The 15,518-nt window shown below is 64.7% G+C and carries 13 protein-coding genes; 10 read left to right on the forward strand and 3 right to left on the reverse strand.

Annotated elements, in window-relative coordinates; all coding sequences use genetic code 11:
- Window positions 1-17: 17 nt before the first annotated feature.
- The 5 genes from H8A95_RS12460 to H8A95_RS12480 all read left to right on the forward strand — a co-directional run bounded on the left by H8A95_RS12460 (window position 18) and on the right by H8A95_RS12480 (window position 4,740).
- A complete protein-coding gene (locus tag H8A95_RS12460) occupies window positions 18-353 on the forward strand; it encodes a hypothetical protein (protein ID WP_229183407.1) in 336 nt (111 codons plus the stop codon).
- A gap of 332 nt (window positions 354-685) precedes the next feature.
- On the forward strand, window positions 686-1,282 hold the full coding sequence (locus tag H8A95_RS12465) for a superoxide dismutase (protein ID WP_229183450.1): 597 nt from the start codon (window positions 686-688) through the stop codon (window positions 1,280-1,282).
- A 163-nt stretch (window positions 1,283-1,445) separates the two neighbouring features.
- Window positions 1,446-2,627 (forward strand): chromate efflux transporter, encoded by a 1,182-nt coding sequence (gene chrA, locus H8A95_RS12470; protein WP_229183408.1) that lies wholly within the window; start codon window positions 1,446-1,448, stop codon window positions 2,625-2,627.
- 130 nt (window positions 2,628-2,757) lie between these two features.
- The gene (locus H8A95_RS12475; protein ID WP_229183409.1) at window positions 2,758-3,732 is read left to right on the forward strand and encodes a magnesium transporter CorA family protein; all 975 of its coding nucleotides are present in this window, start codon (window positions 2,758-2,760) and stop codon (window positions 3,730-3,732) included.
- Window positions 3,733-3,957: 225 nt separating this feature from the next.
- Window positions 3,958-4,740, forward strand: coding sequence for a dihydrofolate reductase family protein (locus H8A95_RS12480; RefSeq protein ID WP_229183410.1), 783 nt, complete (start codon window positions 3,958-3,960; stop codon window positions 4,738-4,740).
- A 27-nt stretch (window positions 4,741-4,767) separates the two neighbouring features.
- On the opposite strand, the gene H8A95_RS12485 is transcribed toward H8A95_RS12480, so the two are convergent.
- Both H8A95_RS12485 and H8A95_RS12490 read right to left on the reverse strand, forming a co-directional pair.
- Window positions 4,768-5,628 carry an outer membrane protein gene (locus H8A95_RS12485; RefSeq protein WP_229183411.1) on the reverse strand — a complete coding sequence of 287 codons (861 nt, stop codon included), beginning with the start codon at window positions 5,626-5,628 and terminating at the stop codon, window positions 4,768-4,770.
- A gap of 159 nt (window positions 5,629-5,787) precedes the next feature.
- Window positions 5,788-6,525 carry a TetR/AcrR family transcriptional regulator gene (locus H8A95_RS12490; protein ID WP_229183412.1) on the reverse strand — a complete coding sequence of 246 codons (738 nt, stop codon included), beginning with the start codon at window positions 6,523-6,525 and terminating at the stop codon, window positions 5,788-5,790.
- 204 nt (window positions 6,526-6,729) lie between these two features.
- Between H8A95_RS12490 and H8A95_RS12495 the strand changes: the two genes are divergently transcribed.
- Window positions 6,730-7,992 (forward strand): HlyD family secretion protein, encoded by a 1,263-nt coding sequence (locus H8A95_RS12495; protein WP_420839380.1) that lies wholly within the window; start codon window positions 6,730-6,732, stop codon window positions 7,990-7,992.
- A gap of 15 nt (window positions 7,993-8,007) precedes the next feature.
- On the forward strand, window positions 8,008-9,609 hold the full coding sequence (locus tag H8A95_RS12500; RefSeq protein ID WP_229183414.1) for a DHA2 family efflux MFS transporter permease subunit: 1,602 nt from the start codon (window positions 8,008-8,010) through the stop codon (window positions 9,607-9,609).
- A 13-nt stretch (window positions 9,610-9,622) separates the two neighbouring features.
- On the opposite strand, the gene H8A95_RS12505 is transcribed toward H8A95_RS12500, so the two are convergent.
- Window positions 9,623-10,522, reverse strand: a complete 900-nt coding sequence (locus tag H8A95_RS12505; protein WP_229183416.1) for a LysR substrate-binding domain-containing protein — start codon at window positions 10,520-10,522, stop codon at window positions 9,623-9,625.
- Between the two features lie 80 nt (window positions 10,523-10,602).
- Here H8A95_RS12505 and H8A95_RS12510 point away from each other — a divergent pair, with 80 nt between their 5' ends.
- The 3 genes from H8A95_RS12510 to H8A95_RS12520 are packed head-to-tail and all read left to right on the forward strand — an operon-like array spanning window position 10,603 to window position 15,496.
- Complete coding sequence (locus H8A95_RS12510; RefSeq protein WP_229183418.1) at window positions 10,603-11,199, forward strand: hypothetical protein; 597 nt, start codon at window positions 10,603-10,605, stop codon at window positions 11,197-11,199.
- Entirely contained in the window at window positions 11,196-12,380 is a 1,185-nt protein-coding gene (locus tag H8A95_RS12515) for an efflux RND transporter periplasmic adaptor subunit (RefSeq protein ID WP_229183419.1), read from the forward strand. Before H8A95_RS12510 ends, H8A95_RS12515 begins: the two co-directional genes overlap by 4 nt.
- Entirely contained in the window at window positions 12,377-15,496 is a 3,120-nt protein-coding gene (locus H8A95_RS12520) for an efflux RND transporter permease subunit (RefSeq protein WP_229183421.1), read from the forward strand. Before H8A95_RS12515 ends, H8A95_RS12520 begins: the two co-directional genes overlap by 4 nt.
- Window positions 15,497-15,518 lie beyond the last annotated feature (22 nt).

Consider the following 15,518-nt stretch of genomic DNA (forward strand, 5'->3'; position numbering starts at 1 on the left):
ACAATCGAGGAACGATCATGTCCAAATCAACATTCGCGCTGTGCGTCGCCCTGCTCTGGCCTGCCACGGCTCTCGCGGCGACAACCGACGGCAGCGAGCAGCAGGAAGCCGTCGTCACATTGGCCGAAGCAGCTGCCGTCCAACCGCCGGCGACCCAGACGCTGCGTGGCGTCGTCGACAGCGTCGACGAACGCAGCGACACGATCAGGGTACGCCTGTCTCCGGACCGAACGGAGCCGTTCAGGGTTCAGGACGGCCTGCTATTCAACGCCGTCCGCTTCGGCGATCCTGTCACGTTCTCGGTGCAGACCATCTCCGGATTCCAGACCATCGTCGGGCTCACGAAGGAATAGAGCCGCGAGCTGAAGCATCACATGCAGGTTCAAGGGAGTAATCCAATGCGAAACACGATTTCGGCGCTGATCGGCACCGGCGCATGCTGCTTCGCCACAGGCGGAAGCGCGCCAAAGATCGACTGGCAGAGGTTCGCCGAGCGAGAGGCGCGCCGGTAATCGGCGCGCGATGAGCATCAACGAGGCATTGTTCACATGTGGAGAGTCCGATGACCATGAACACCGAGCGTCGAAATTTTATCGCAGGGGTCGGTGTGGCCGCAGCATCAACAGCCGTGCTCGGCACCACTCAAGCCCTTGCCGAAGCCAACCCACAGACAGGAACCAAGGCCATGTCCTATCAGGCAAAGCCGATGCCGTTCGACCCCAAGTCGATCACCGGCATCTCGGAGAAGATACTCGTCAGCCACTACGAGAATAACTACGTCGGCGCAGTGAAGCGGCTCAACGCCATCGGCACGCAGCTGGCGGAACTCGACTTCGCCAAGGCGCCGAACTTCATGATCAACGGCCTGAAGCGCGAGGAACTGATCGCAGCGAATTCAATGATTCTGCATGAAGTCTATTTCGACGGGCTGGGCGGCGCAGGCAAGCCGGGCGGCGCGCTCGCCGAAGCGATCGCGCGCGACTTCGGCAGCATGGAGCGCTGGCGGACTGAATTCGTGGCCATGGGCAAGGCGGAAGGCGGCGGTTCGGGTTGGGTGATTCTCGCCTACTCGCCGCGCGACAAGCGGCTCGTCAACCAGTGGGCCGCGGATCATACCACGACACTCGCCGGCGGACGGCCGGTGCTGGTGCTCGATATGTATGAGCACGCCTATCACATGGACTTCGGTGCTGCCGCGGCCCGCTATGTCGACATCTACATGGAAGCCATCCGCTGGGACAACGCGGCAAGATTGTATGAACAATACTCGAAGGAAACCTGAGGAGAGCCCGGTGAAGAAGGGAACGAACGAGGCGGCCTCATCAGCGCCAGGATGACGGCCGCCGCGGTGACGCCAACGGGACTGGGGCTTTCCGCTCACGGCATTCTTGAGCCCACCTCGGAGTCGCAATGAGAGGCACGGCTTCTGCTACGGAGGTTCGCAGGTGACCACACCAACAGATTCGCATCGCGGCCATTTGACAGAACTGGCGCGCTATTTCCTGCGCCTCGGCTTTCTCGGCTTCGGCGGACCGGTTGCGCTGGTCGGGCAGATGGAGCGGGAGTTGGTCGACGGCAAGAAGTGGCTGACCAAGGAGGAGATGAAGGAATCGATTGCCATCTGCCAATCGCTGCCGGGGCCGCTGGCGATCCAGGTCGGCATCTATGTGGCCTGGCTTCGCGGCGGCTTCTGGGGAGCCTGGATCGGTGGCTGGTGCTTCATCCTGCCCAACTTCGTCATCGTTGCCTCGCTCGGCGCTCTCTATGTCTATCTCGGCGACCTCCAGCCGGTGACCGCGATCTTCTACGGCGTCAGCCCGGCGGTGATCGCGCTCATCCTTCACTCCTGTTACCGGCTTGCCAAGCTCGGCATGGAAGACTGGCTGCAATGGGCGATCGCGGCCGTTTGCCTCGCCGTCACGGTGATCCTCCAGGCCGAGGTCGCCGTGCTGTTCATCGGTGCGGGGATCGTGGGCATTGCTTATTACGGCAACCTGCTCAAGCGGACTCCTGCCACCCTGCCGGGGATTGCCATCGTGCCGGCGATCGCCGGTCCGATCGCGCCGGTGGCGAGCGGATCCACACTCTCCAAGCTGCTGCTGTTCTTCCTCAAGGCCGGCTCGCTGACATTCGGCAGCGGGCTCGTCATCGTGCCGTTCCTCGAGCAAGGGCTCGTGCAGCAATACAATTGGCTCGACGAGCGGCAATTCCTGATCGCGGTCGCGATCGGCATGATCAGTCCGGGACCCGTAGTGATCACCGCGACGTTTGTCGGCTACCTCGTGGCGGGATTTTGGGGTTCGGTCGTCTCCACGATCGGCATCTTCCTGCCGTCGTTCCTGCTGGTGCTGATCGTTGCGCCACTGCTCGCACGGCATCGCGGAAACGCCAACGTTCAGGGCTTTGTGAAGGGCGCTTACGCAGCAGCGATCGGAACCATCCTCGGCGCGTGCATCCTGCTCGGCAAGATCGCGATCGGCGACTGGCTGACGGTGCTGATCGGGGTGATCTCGTTGGCCATCCTGTTCCGCTGGAAGGTGAGCAATCCGCTCTTGATTGCGGCTACCGCTGTCGTCGGTCTGATTGCGTATCCATGGCTGCAACCGGCGTGGGTGATGGTGCACTGATCGGACGCACATCCCTCATCCGGCAGGCATGAGCCAGATCGGGCACACGGGCATTTGCCTGATGCATGGAACTGCCTTGCGACCCTCGCTATTGTCGTGGCCGCAAGTCCCCATGCATGGAGCCCGCGAGGTGCTGAAGCTGTACAGGTCGCCGACTTCTGATTGGCAGAGCATCGGCGCCGAATTGCCGTCCGACATCATCTGGGTCGATCTGCTCGATCCCACGGACGACGAAAAGCAGTTCGTCGAGCGCGTGCTCGACATCCGCGTCCCCACCCAGAGATCATTGGGCCAGATCGAGGCGTCCAGCCGCCTCGTCAGCGATCATGACCGGCTCTATCTGAGTTCGCCGGCGGTGCGGCTCGACGAGAACAACGAGGCCGAGATCACCAATATCGGCTTCGTGATCGGCCCAAAGGTGCTGGTCACGGTGCGGTTTGCGCCGCTCGCCACATTCGACGAGGTCATGAAGCGGATCGGCACCGACAAGAGCCTGCAGAACGGCATGTGCGTGTTCACCGCGCTGCTGGAAGCCATGGTCGATCGCGGCGCCGACGTGCTGGAGCAGCTTGGCGCCAAGACCGACAAACTGTCGCGCGGTGTGTTCAAGGGCGGCCTGGTACGGAGCAAGCGTCCGGTCCGCTCCAGCCGCAGGCTGCGTGAGGCGCTGGAGAATATCGGCGAGCTGGCCGATCGCCTGGCCAAGGCGCGCGACGTGCTGCTCGGCGTCGGGCGGGTCGCGAGCTTCGCCGACGACGTCGGCAATGAATCGATCACGTCCGCATCGAAGCGGCGGCTCGAGGCCGTGTCCAAGGATGTCGCTTCGCTCGGCGACTACGAGACGAGGCTGTCGGACAAGATCCAGCTGCTGCTGGACGCCGTGCTCGGCTTCATCAACATCCAGCAGAACGACCTGTTCAAGATCCTGACCATCGTCTCGGTGGTCGGCGTACCCCCGACCATCCTGGTCGGGGTCTGGGGCATGAATTTCAAGGTGATGCCGGAGCTCGGCTGGACGTTCGGCTATCCGCTGGCCTGCGCCGCGATCATCGCCAGCGGCCTGCTGCCGGTGCTCTGGTTCAAGCGGCGCGGCTGGTTCGACTAGGTGGCTGGCTCGGCGCTCCGCGCTTACACAAAGAGACCTTCAATGCTCTCGACAGGACGCACTGTAATGGAGCCACCGGCGGGGAGGGAGCCCGACGTGCCTGCTCACCTCACGTTGAAAGAGGCCGACGCAATTGACGTTGAGAACTCGACCTTGGCGACTTAAATGAAGTTGCCCCCAACCTTGCCGCGCTCGTCGGCTCATATCTTCGCAACGAGAGCACTCATGCGACCTCACATCATCTGCCACATGGGCACGTCGATCGATGGCCGGCTTCATCCCAGCCGCTTCACCAAGGCCGCCGCCGGTATCCCGGCCGACGTACTGCGTGGCCATTACGAGCGGATCCATGACGGATTCAATGCCGATGGCTGGATCATCGGCCGCGTCACCATGAACGAGATGGCCAAGGGGACGGAGCGCCACATCGCCAACCCGCCGAAGCTGCCGCGCGAGGCGCATCTCGGCAACCGCGACGGCCGCAAGCTCGCTGTTGGCATCGATCCGTCGGGCCGCGTGCATTTCGGCAAGGACAATGTCGGCGGCGATCACGCCGTCGCGGTGCTCGGCGAACAGGTCTCCGACGCGCATCTCGCCGAGCTGCGCGAGGACGGCGCGTCCTACGTATTCGCCGGCCGCAAGGGCGACGATCTTCCCGGCGCGATGGCGCAGCTCGCCTCGCTGTTCGGCGCCAAGACGCTGCTGCTCGAAGGCGGCGGCGGCATCAATGGTGCGTTCCTCAAGCATTGGCTGATCGACGAGTTCAGCACATTGATCTTTCCTGCGGTCGACGGCATCGCGGGATCGCAGAGCATCGTCGACTATCACGGCCCCCGACGGCGACCGCCCCGGCGCCGGGCAGTCGCTGCGGCTCACCCATTGCGAGACGCTGGAAGGCGGAATGGTCTGGCTGCGCCATGCGGTCGAGCGCGCACCGGGCTGAACGCGCCCCGGAGATCGACGCAAAGCGCAACCCGGCTCGTCATGCGCGGCCTGATGCCGGCATGACGAGCCTGCGCTTCGCTCAGGCTGGCGTCAGAACCTGTAACTCAACGCGGCGCGGGCAACGCTGAACCTGTTGTCGCGGCTGGTGTTGTAGCGGATCTGGCTTTGCAGCGGATCGGTGCCCTGGAACGTCGCGGTGGTGCCGCTTGTGCCGAGATCGACGTAGAGATATTCGCCGCGCAGCGTCCAGTTGTTGGTGAAGGCATATTCGAGGCCGCCGCCGGCGGTCCAACCGACGCGGACGTCGGAACTGTCGCCCAGCCAAAGCCGAGACAGACCCGTGGAAAACGCTGACGAATTGGCGATGTTGGTCTTCACCTCGCCGTAGGCGAGACCGCCTGTCGCATAGATCAGCAGGCGCTCAGCCGGCACAAAGCCGATGCGTCCCCGCACGGTCCCGAACCAGTCGATCTTGCTGGTGCTTTGAAAATCGTAGTTTCCAGTCACGGTGGTAAATCGCAGGCCGCCTCCGCCTCGACCATGAAAACCACCGACATCGAAAACGGCGGTGGTGCTTCCGCTCCGGGAAGATTTCAAGTCGGCACTGTTGAAGTCGGCTTCTACACCGAGGACGACCTTGTCGATCTGATAATTGTATCCGACCAATCCACCCGCAGTGACGCCCGCCTGATTGCTGTCCGAAACGGGGACACGAACGACGTTGTCGGAGCCGACGATCGAAATGACATTGCTGCTGGTCGTGACATTCCCACCATCATACCAGCCTCCGCCCACATTCACGCCGGCGTAGAAGCCGGACCAGTTGAACGCGGGAGCCACCAATGGCGGAGCCTTGGTCCAGCTACGCTCCGGCAGGTCAGCGGCCCACGCCCCGCTTGCAAATCCCACAAATAAAGCCAGGCCAGCCCCAGCGATTGCAAAACCACGCATTCCCATTCCCTTGCACTCGGAAAACCCGATTAACCTGAGGTTGTGCATTGAGGAAGAGGAGCGACCGCATGCCGCACTCGAACTTCGGCATTTGTCGCCATGTGTTGTGAATTCGCAACGACTCGAGTTCGCCGAGCGAACTTTGCCTGAGCAACGAGATCAATCGGTCTCCCGCCGGTACCCGCTCCTGCATGCGGCGACAAAGAACGCGACGCCGCGCGCGACATGCTCGTCGAGCTCCGGGTCGAGCGCTTTCAGGTCGACCTCGAACAATGCCCGAAGCAGCATCGGCACCGCGATGATGTCGAGGAACATGCGCGCGGTGGTCGGCAGCTGCTCCGGCGTGAATGCCGGCAGCTTGCCGAGCTCGTCGGATTGCGTCAGGTCACGCAGCAGGTGAATGCCGAGCTCGGTGGCGAGCGCGCGCGCCCTGCGGTTGACGGTGGCGGCGAGATCCGGGAAGCGATGCGCCTCCGCGATGGCGAGCCGCATCAGGCCGATCCGGTCGGCGTCGAGACCCCAATGCAGCAGGGTCGAGGCGACGCTGGTGAGGCGTTCCTCCACCGTCACACCAAGCGGCGCGTCGGCCTTGAACTCCGCGATGCGTGACAGGATGTCCCGTGTCACCACCTCGGTGAACAGTGCGCGCTTGTCCTGGAAGCGCGCATAGATCGTGCGCTTGCCGGAGCGCGCGACGTCCGCGATCTCGTCGATGCTGGCGCCTTCGAACCCGCGCTGCAGGAAGACCTTGCGCGCGGCATCGAGGATGCGCGCATCGACCTCGCCGGCCAACTCCTTCGGCGGCCGTCCGGCGCGCACCTCGATCGGCCTGGTCGCCGTCCCGGTCGCCGTCTTGATCTTGGGCGCCCGCGGCATCTTCAGGGTGCTGGTGGTCATCGCCTTGACCCGGGTTCCATGAGCCGGTCGGACCGGCAACTTCGGGCAATATAGGCCTATCACATCTAGTTGTAAATAGAACGGTACAGTTCCGTTTCTATTGACGCTGCACCGCGACGAGACTAAATGCCGCACAGAACGGAACGGTATCGTTCCTTTCTGCGAAGGCCGTGCAGACCTCGCTCAACTGCAGGAGCAGCCATCATGTTCGAAGACACTGTTTTGGAGCGCGACCAGCCTGGACACGAGGGCATCGAGGGCTCGCCCCCGGCTCCGGCCGCGCATGAGCCCACCATCACATCCGACCGGCTGGAGATCACAGCAAGGGCTCCCGCGCAGGAGCGTCCCGCAAGCAAGGAGCCCGCCCCGCCGGCAACGATCCCGCCGGAGGCCACGCCGCAGAAGCGCGGCTTGCTGCGCCGCCGTCCGGTCGTGTCCGCTGTTGGCGCCGTGCTGCTCGCCGCCACGCTCGGCGACGGCTATCTGTACATGGATTACACCGAGCATTTCGAATCCACCGACGACGCCTTCATCGCGGCGCGGCAGTCTGCGCTTGCTCCCAAGATCTCCGGCTATATCACTGCGGTTCCGGTCACCGACAACCAGCATGTCGCGGCCGGCGACGTGATCGCGCGTCTCGACGATCGCGACTATCGCGTCGTGCTGGCACAGGCCGAGGCGCAGGTCGCCGCCGCACAGGCCAGTATCGAGAATGTCGATGCACAGCTCGACGTGCAGCAGGCGCAGATCGCGGCCAACCAGGCGCAGGTGGATCAGGCGCAGGCGGCGCTGACCTTCGCCCAGCAGCAGGCGACGCGCTACCAGCACCTGGAGCAGACCGGCTACGGCACGGTGCAGAATTCCGAGCAATACACCTCGCAACTGCATCAGCAGCAGGCGTCTCTCTTGAGCGCGCAGGCGACGCTCAACCTCGCGCAGCGCCAGGTGGAATCGCTGAAGGCGCAGCGCAAGAGCGCGGTCGCCAACCTCGCCCAGGCCGACGCGCAGCGCGACCAGGCCAAGCTCAATCTGTCCTACACCACGATCACCGCCGCCCAGCCGGGCCGCGTCGTCAATCTGTCGGCCGCGGTCGGCCAGTTCGCGCAGGCCGGCACCAACCTGACGATGTTCGTGCCCGACCAGACCTGGGTCACCGCAAACTTCAAGGAGATCCAGCTCGACAAGATGCGTCCGGGCGAGAAGGTGACGCTGAAGATCGACGCCTATCCGGGCCGCACGATTCAAGGCCATGTCGAGAGCGTGCAGCCGGGGTCCGGCACCGCGTTCTCGCTGCTGCCGGCGCAGAACGCCACCGGCAACTACGTCAAGATCGTGCAGCGCGTGCCGGTCAAGATCGTGATGGACAACCCGCCGACCGACATCGCGCTCGGCCCGGGCATGTCGGTCGTGCCGACGGTGCGGATCAATTCCACGCCGTCGCTGCTCGAGCGGCTTGGCAAGCTCTGATCCCGGGAGGCTGTCATGAGTGCAGCAGCAATCGATGCCAAAAACCTCCCGGTTCCGAGTGTAGCCGTCAATCCCTGGCTGATCGCCATCGTGGTTGCGCTCGCGAGCTTCATGGAGGTGCTCGACACCACCATCGCCAACGTGGCGCTGCCCTATATCGCCGGCGGCATGGGCGTCAGCGAGGACGAAGCCTCCTGGGTGGTCACCTCCTATCTGGTGTCCAACGCCATCATCCTGACCGCTTCCAGCTTTCTCGCCAAGATGCTGGGGCGGAAGACGTTCTTCCTGATCTGCCTCGGCATCTTCACCGTCAGCTCGATCCTGTGCGGCTTCGCGCCCAACCTGAACGCGCTGCTGCTGTTCCGGATCCTGCAAGGGCTCGGCGGCGGTGGCATGGTGCCGGTGGCGCAGTCGATCCTCGCCGATGCATTCCCGCCGGCCAAGCGCGGGCAGGCGTTTGCGGTGTTCGGCATCGCCGTGGTGGTGGCGCCGGTGGTCGGCCCGACGCTCGGCGGCTGGCTGTCCGACAATCTGTCCTGGCACTGGTGCTTTCTGATCAACGCGCCGGTCGGCCTGTTCGCGACGATCGCGATCGCCGCGGTGCTGCGCGAGCCGGCGAAGGCCAAGGACCAGAACCAGGACCAGAAGCAGGACAACTCGTTCGATTTCATCGGCTTTGCGCTGGTGGCGACCTTCCTCGGCGCGCTCGAGGTGACGCTTGACCGCGGCCTCGAGGACGACTGGTTTGGATCGTCCTTCATCGTCATCTCAGCGGCGATCTGCGCGATCGCATTCGTGCTGATGATCCCGTGGGAGATGACGCGCCGCAATCCGATGATCGATTTGCGGATGGTCGCCAGCCGGCAGTTCGGCGCGAGCTTCCTGGTGATGCTGGCGACCGGCGCCATCCTGCTCGCAACCACCCAGTTCCTGCCGCAGCTGGTGCAGCAGGATTTCGGCTACACCGCGACCTGGGCCGGCCTCGTGCTCTCGCCCGGCGGCGTGGTCACCATGCTGATGATGTTCGTGGTCGGCCGGCTCGCCGCCAAGGTGCAGCCGAAATATCTGATCATGATCGGGGCGCTGGTGATCGCGGCCTCGATGTACAGCATGACCAACGTGTATGGCGATCTCGGCTTCTGGTTCATGGCCCGCTCGCGCATGCTGATCGGCGTCGGCCTGCCGCTGATCTTCATTCCGATCATGACGGCATCCTATGACGGCATTCCCGCCGGGAAGACCGACCAGGCGTCGGCACTGATCAACGCGGCGCGCAACACTGGTGGTTCGATCGGCGTCTCGCTGGTCTCCAACGTGCTGACGCATCGCCAGCAATTCCACCAGAGCCGGCTGGTCGAGCAGGTGACGCCGTCAAGCCCGCAATACCAGGACACGCTGCACCAGGTCACCGACTTCTTCGTGGCCCAGGGCAATTCGCTGGCGCAGGCCCACAGCCAGGCGATCCAGTGGATCGGCCAGCAGGTGCAGATCCAGGCCTCGTTCCTGTCCTACATGGATGCGTTCTGGGTGCTGATGCTGATCGCGCTGTCGGCGATCCCGCTGGCGCTGACCCTGCGCAAGGTCAAGCTTGGTGGCCCCGCGCCTGTCGGCCATTGACGAAGTGCAGCGATCAAATGCCGCTGGTTGCGGCAATGATCGTGTCTCTCAGCCAGCGGTGCGCCGGCAGATCGTCGAAGCGACGGTGCCAGCTCATGACGCTTTGCAGCCTTGATGCATCGAACGGCAACTCCCGCATCTCGATCGGATAGGCACGGCGGAATTCAAGCGCGAGCTTGCGTCCGAGGATCGCAACCATGTTCGATTGCACCAGGACGGCGCCAGCGGACAGATACGGTACGTCCGATACGATGGTGCGCTCGGCCTTGCGGGCCCGCAGCCAGGCGTCGACGAAATCCAGATCCTCACCGCTGGAGGTGATCGCAAGGTGCGGCAGCTCGACCAGCGTCTCGCCGGTCAGCTTCTTGCGCAACGCAGGGTGACCGGCCCGCAGCACCGCGACGAAGCGGTCCTCGATCAGCCGGCGTGATGCAAAGCGCTCGCCGTCCAGCGCACGAGCGGAGATCGCGAGATCGAGCTCGCCACGATCGAGCTTGTCGGCAAGGTTCAACGTCCCGCTCGGCACCAGCGTCAGCCGCACCTTGGGCGCCTGCGCGCGCACCGCCGCGATGATCGAGCCGGCCACGACCACCGCTGCATAGTTGTTGACGGCAATGGTGAAGCGCCGCTCCGCCTGCGCCGGTTCAAAACGATCGCCCTCGACCGCGAGCTGCAACTCGCTCAGCGCCTTGCGGACCGGCAGCGCGAGCGCTTCCGCCCGCGGCGTCGGCAGCATGCCGGACGGTGTGCGGACGAACAGCTGGTCTTTCAGCGCATGACGCAGCCGGTTCAGCGCGTGGCTCACGGCGGGCTGGCTGATGGCAAGCCCGCCGGCCGCGCGCACCACGCTGCGCTCGCGCATGATGGCGTCGAACACCAGCAGCAGATTCAGATCGAGATTGCGCATCCGCATGGCGTCATCATGCATGATATGAATTGATGAATAAAGACAATTCATTTGAATAATATCGGCCTCGGGCCCAGCTTCTGCGCATGCCCGAGAGCCCGCACAGCGCCATCGCAACCCGGCCCCTTCGCGCCGACGCGCGCGTGCTGGTCGGCGTCCTGTCCGTCCCCGAGGCCGCTGATATCGCGGCGCCGGAGACCTTCGCGCACTGGCGGCGGCTGACGCCGCAAGCGACATGGCTGCCGATCGCGCTTCGCGAAACCAGCTATGCCGGGATCCTGAGCGGCGTTGCGGAGGCGCTCGATCGCACCGGCATGACGCCGCGGCAGCTGATCCTGCTCGGCGAAGGGCAGCTCGCGCGGCGCATGCTCGAACTGGCGCTGCGGGGCGAACTGCCCTGCGGCGGCATTGTCGCGGTCGACGTCGCCGCCGACGCATTGCCGTTTCGCATCGTGCCGACGGTGGCCGCGATCCGGCTGGTCGTTCATCGCAACGACGACGCGCCGCAAGGCAATCTGATCGGCGCGTTGCGCGCCGCCGATCTCGACGCACGCATCATCAATCTCGACCTGACTGCCGGCCGCGGAGCTGAAGCGGCCGCGGCCAGCGCAACTGAAACCTTTGTCTTGGAGCTGGTCGCAACCATCGGCCGCCGGACAACCGATGGAGCTGGTGACCCATGACATCGATCGCGGGCGTGGTCTTGGTGGCCTCCGCAATCGGCGCCGGCGCCTACGCCGTGTATCTGCCGGACAGCGCGATGCATGCGGCTCCGCAGGCGGCTGCGTCGGAGCCCATCCCGTCCGCCGTTCCGGTGACGGCGGCGAAGGTCCTGCAGCATGATGTGCCGATCGTGCTCGAAGGCCTCGGCACGGTGACGCCGATCAACACGGCCACCATACGCACCCAGGTGCAGGGCACGCTCGACAGCGTCGATTTCGTCGAAGGCAAGCAGGTGAAGCGCGGCGATGTGCTCGCTAGGATCGACCCGCGCGTCTACGAGGCTCAGGTCGACCAGGCCGAGGCCGCGCTGGCGCGCGACGAGGCGAGCCTGAAGAACGCCAGGACCAATCTGGCGCGAACGCAGCCGCTCGCCAATCGCGGGTTTGCGACCCAGCAACTGCTCGACACCCAGGCCTCGCAGGTCTCGCAGGGCGAAGGCACGGTCGCGCTCGACAAGGCGGCGCTGGAGGCCGCGCAGATCCAGCTGAGCTTCGCCACGATCACGGCGCCGTTCGACGGCGTCACCGGCATCCGCCGCATCGATCCCGGCAACATCGTGCACCCGACCGACACCAACGGGCTCGTGGTCCTCACCCAACTACAGCCGATCGCAGTGATCTTCACGCTGCCGTCCGGCGAGATCCCCGGCGTGCGGCAGGCGCTGGCATCCGGCGACGCATCGGTCGACGTCTATGACGCCCAGAACAAGCACAAGCTCGACCACGGCAGCCTGATGCTGATCAACAACCAAGTCGACAGCTCGACCGACACGGTGCAGCTGAAGGCATCCTTTCCCAACGCCGGCAACACGCTGTGGCCCGGCACCTTCGTCAACGTCCACCTGACGATCGCGGTTCGGCACAATGCGCTCACCGTGCCGCTGACCGCGGTGCGCCAGGGCCCTGACGGGGCCTTCGCCTACACGGTCGGTCCGAACAACGTGGTCAGCATCCGCAATGTCACGGCCGGCCAATCGCGCGACGGACAGGTCCTGATCGAGCAGGGCCTCGCCGCGAACGAGACCGTCGTCACCGCGGGCCAGTACCGGCTCAATCCGGGGACCACGGTCGAGATCGTGCCCGACGACAAGAAAGACCAGGTCCAGGACGCGACCACCGCAAGCGCAGGGATGCTGCCATGAACGTCTCAGCAGGTTTCATCCGCAAGCCCGTAGCCACCGCGTTTCTGGCCATTGCCATCGTGCTGGTCGGCATGATCGCCTTCGTGCGGCTGCCGGTCTCGGCGTTGCCGACGGTGGATACCCCGACCATCCAGGTCACCGCGCAATTGCCCGGTGCCGATCCGCAGACCATGGCATCCTCGGTCGCAACGCCGCTGGAGCGGCAGTTCGGCCAGATCGCGGGCCTGACCGGCATGAGCTCGAGCAGCGGGCTCGGCAACACCCAGATCACGCTGCAATTCGCGCTGAACCGCAGCGTCGATGCGGCCGCGCAGGACGTGCAGACCGCGATCGATGCGGCATCGGGGCAATTGCCCAAGACCATGCCGTCGCCGCCGACCTTCCACAAGGTCAATCCGGCCGACGTGCCGGTGCTGCTGATCGCGCTGACGTCGGATACCGAGCCGCTGACCAAGGTCGACGACTATGCCGACAGCATCCTGGCGCAGAAACTGTCGCAGGTGCCGGGCGTCTCGCTCGTCACCATCGGCGGCATGCAGAAGCCGTCGATCCGGGTGCAAGTCAATCCGGCCAAGCTCGCAGCCGCAGGGCTCGATCTCGAGCAATTGCGCGCCACGCTCGGCAACATCACCGTGAACCAGCCCAAGGGCGTGCTCTACGGCAGCCAGCAGGCCTATACGCTGGCCACCAACGACCAGGTGCTGGTCGCGAGCAAGTATGACGATCTGATCATCGCCTACCGCAACGGCGCACCGGTGCGGCTGCGCGACATCGGGCATGCCGTCGTGGCGGCCGAGGACATCACGCTGCATGGCTGGTACAACGACAAGCCGGCGGTCATCCTGGCGATCCAGCGCCAGCCCGGCGCCAACGTGATCAGCACGGTCGACGGCATCAAGAAGCTGCTGCCGCAGCTGGTGTCGAGCCTGCCGTCCGACATCAAGGTCACGATCGCCTCCGACCGCACGCAGACCATCCGCGCCAGCGTCGCCGACGTTCAGTTCACCCTGGTGCTGACCATCGCGCTGGTGGTCGGCGTGATCTTCCTGTTCCTGCGCAATCTGTGGGCGACCATCATCCCCGCGGTCTCGGTCCCGATCTCGCTGATCGGCACCTTCGGCGTGATGTATCTGCTCAACTACAGCCTCGACAATCTGTCGCTGATGGGCCTGTCGATCGCGGTCGGCTTCGTCGTCGACGATGCCATCGTGATGATCGAGAACATCTCCCGGCATATCGAGGAAGGTCTTTCTCCGATGCAGGCCGCGCTGAAGGGCGCCGGCGAGATCGGCTTCACCATCATCTCGATCTCGGTCTCGCTGATCGCGGTGTTCATTCCGCTGCTGTTGATGGGCGGGGTGATCGGCCGCATGTTCCAGGAGTTCGCCGTCACGGTGTGCGTTGCCATCGTGGTGTCGGTGATCGTCTCGGTGACGCTGACGCCGATGATGTGCGCCTATCTGCTGTCGCCGCACCAGGGCGCCGAGGCCGGTGTCGTCTCGCGCACGCTGGAACGCGGCTTCGTCGCGATCCAGAACGCCTACGAGACCGTGCTTGCCGCGGCACTGCGCTACAAGGCCACGACGCTGACGATCATGCTGGCAAGCGTCGCGGTGACCGGTCTGCTGTTCGTGGGCATCCCCAAGGGCTTCTTTCCCCAGCAGGACACCGGCATGATCACCGGCATCACCGAGGCTTCGGCCGACATCTCGCCGGCGCAGATGGCGACGCTGCAACGCAGCGTCATCGACGTCATCGCCAGGAACCCCTCGGTCGCCAATGCGACCGGCTATATCGGGCCGGGCGGCCCGACCGTGACCGAGAACAACGGCCGCCTGTTCGTGCTGTTGAAGCCGCGCAACGAGCGTAGTTCGTCCGCCGATCAGGTGATCCGGCAGCTCGACACCGCGCTGCAGAAGATCAAGGGCATGTCGGTGTTCATGCAGGCGACGCAGGACATCAACCTCGCCAGCCGCCTGTCCAAGACGCAATATCAGTTCACCCTCACCGACGTGAACCAGGACGAGCTCAATCTGTGGGCCGGCAAGCTGTATCAGAAGCTGAAGACGTTGCCGGAACTGGCCGACGTCGCGACCGACCAGGCCAACGCCGCGCGTCAGCTCAAGCTGCAGATCGACCGCGACGCCGCCTCCCGCCTCGGCATCGATCCGGCCGCGGTGGACAACACGCTCTATGATTCATTCGGTCAGCGGCACGTCGCCCAGCTGTTCACGACGCTCAACACCTATTACGTGATCCTGGAGGTCGATCCGTCGTTCCAGCTCGGCCCCTACGCGCTCAACCGCATCTATGTCCGGTCGTCCGCGGGGACGATGGTGCCTTTGAGCCAGATCGCGAGCATCGACTACGGCACGCCGCCGCTCTCCGTGAATCATCAAAGCCAGTTTCCCTCGGTGACGTTGAGCTTCAATCTGGCGCCGGGCACGGCGGTGGGGACCGCGGTCGCGGCCGTGCAGAAGGCGACCGCCGATCTGCACGTGCCTTCGACCGTCGTCACCAGTTTCCAGGGCAATGCGCAGGCGTTCCAGGCGGCGCTCGCGTCGACGCCGATCCTGATCCTGGCCGCGGTGGTCGCCGTCTATCTGATCCTCGGCATGCTCTATGAGAGCACGATCCATCCGATCACGATCCTCTCGACCCTGCCGTCCGCCGGGCTCGGGGCGCTGGTCGCACTGTGGACGTTCGGCCTCGGGCTCGACGTGATCGGGCTGATCGGCGTCATCCTGCTGATCGGCATCGTGCAGAAAAACGGCATCATGCTGATCGATTTCGCGCTGCAGGCCGAGCGCCACCAGCACGTCTCCGCCGAACAGTCGATCTACATGGCCTGCCGGGCGCGCTTCCGCCCGATCCTGATGACGACGATGTGCGCGATGCTCGGCGGCGTTCCGCTGATGATCGGCACCGGCACCGGTTCGGAATTGCGCCAGCCGCTCGGCTTCGCGATCGTCGGCGGGCTGGTCGTCTCGCAGCTGATGACGCTGTTCACGACACCGGTCGTGTACATCTATCTCGACAGGATCAGCCGGTCGTTAGCCAACCTGCGCAGAGGTGCGCGGAAGGCCGCGCCACACGAACCCGAGGCGGCCCTATGACATCGGCCCTGCGGCACGAGCC

The sequence above is a fragment of the Bradyrhizobium oropedii genome, assembly GCF_020889685.1.
GTDB lineage: Bacteria > Pseudomonadota > Alphaproteobacteria > Rhizobiales > Xanthobacteraceae > Bradyrhizobium > Bradyrhizobium oropedii.

Bases quoted from the DNA above. Each gene is read 5' to 3' on its own strand.
- H8A95_RS12460 (WP_229183407.1), top strand. From the start codon at position 18: ATGTCCAAATCAACATTCGCGCTGTGCGTCGCCCTGCTCTGGCCTGCC.
- H8A95_RS12465 (WP_229183450.1), top strand. From the start codon at position 686: ATGTCCTATCAGGCAAAGCCGATGCCGTTCGACCCCAAGTCGATCACC.
- H8A95_RS12480 (WP_229183410.1), top strand. From the start codon at position 3,958: ATGCGACCTCACATCATCTGCCACATGGGCACGTCGATCGATGGCCGG.
- H8A95_RS12485 (WP_229183411.1), bottom strand. From the start codon at position 5,628: ATGCGTGGTTTTGCAATCGCTGGGGCTGGCCTGGCTTTATTTGTGGGA.
- H8A95_RS12490 (WP_229183412.1), bottom strand. From the start codon at position 6,525: ATGACCACCAGCACCCTGAAGATGCCGCGGGCGCCCAAGATCAAGACG.
- H8A95_RS12495 (WP_420839380.1), top strand. From the start codon at position 6,730: ATGTTCGAAGACACTGTTTTGGAGCGCGACCAGCCTGGACACGAGGGC.
- H8A95_RS12500 (WP_229183414.1), top strand. From the start codon at position 8,008: ATGAGTGCAGCAGCAATCGATGCCAAAAACCTCCCGGTTCCGAGTGTA.
- H8A95_RS12505 (WP_229183416.1), bottom strand. From the start codon at position 10,522: ATGCGGATGCGCAATCTCGATCTGAATCTGCTGCTGGTGTTCGACGCC.
- H8A95_RS12510 (WP_229183418.1), top strand. From the start codon at position 10,603: ATGCCCGAGAGCCCGCACAGCGCCATCGCAACCCGGCCCCTTCGCGCC.
- H8A95_RS12515 (WP_229183419.1), top strand. From the start codon at position 11,196: ATGACATCGATCGCGGGCGTGGTCTTGGTGGCCTCCGCAATCGGCGCC.
- H8A95_RS12520 (WP_229183421.1), top strand. From the start codon at position 12,377: ATGAACGTCTCAGCAGGTTTCATCCGCAAGCCCGTAGCCACCGCGTTT.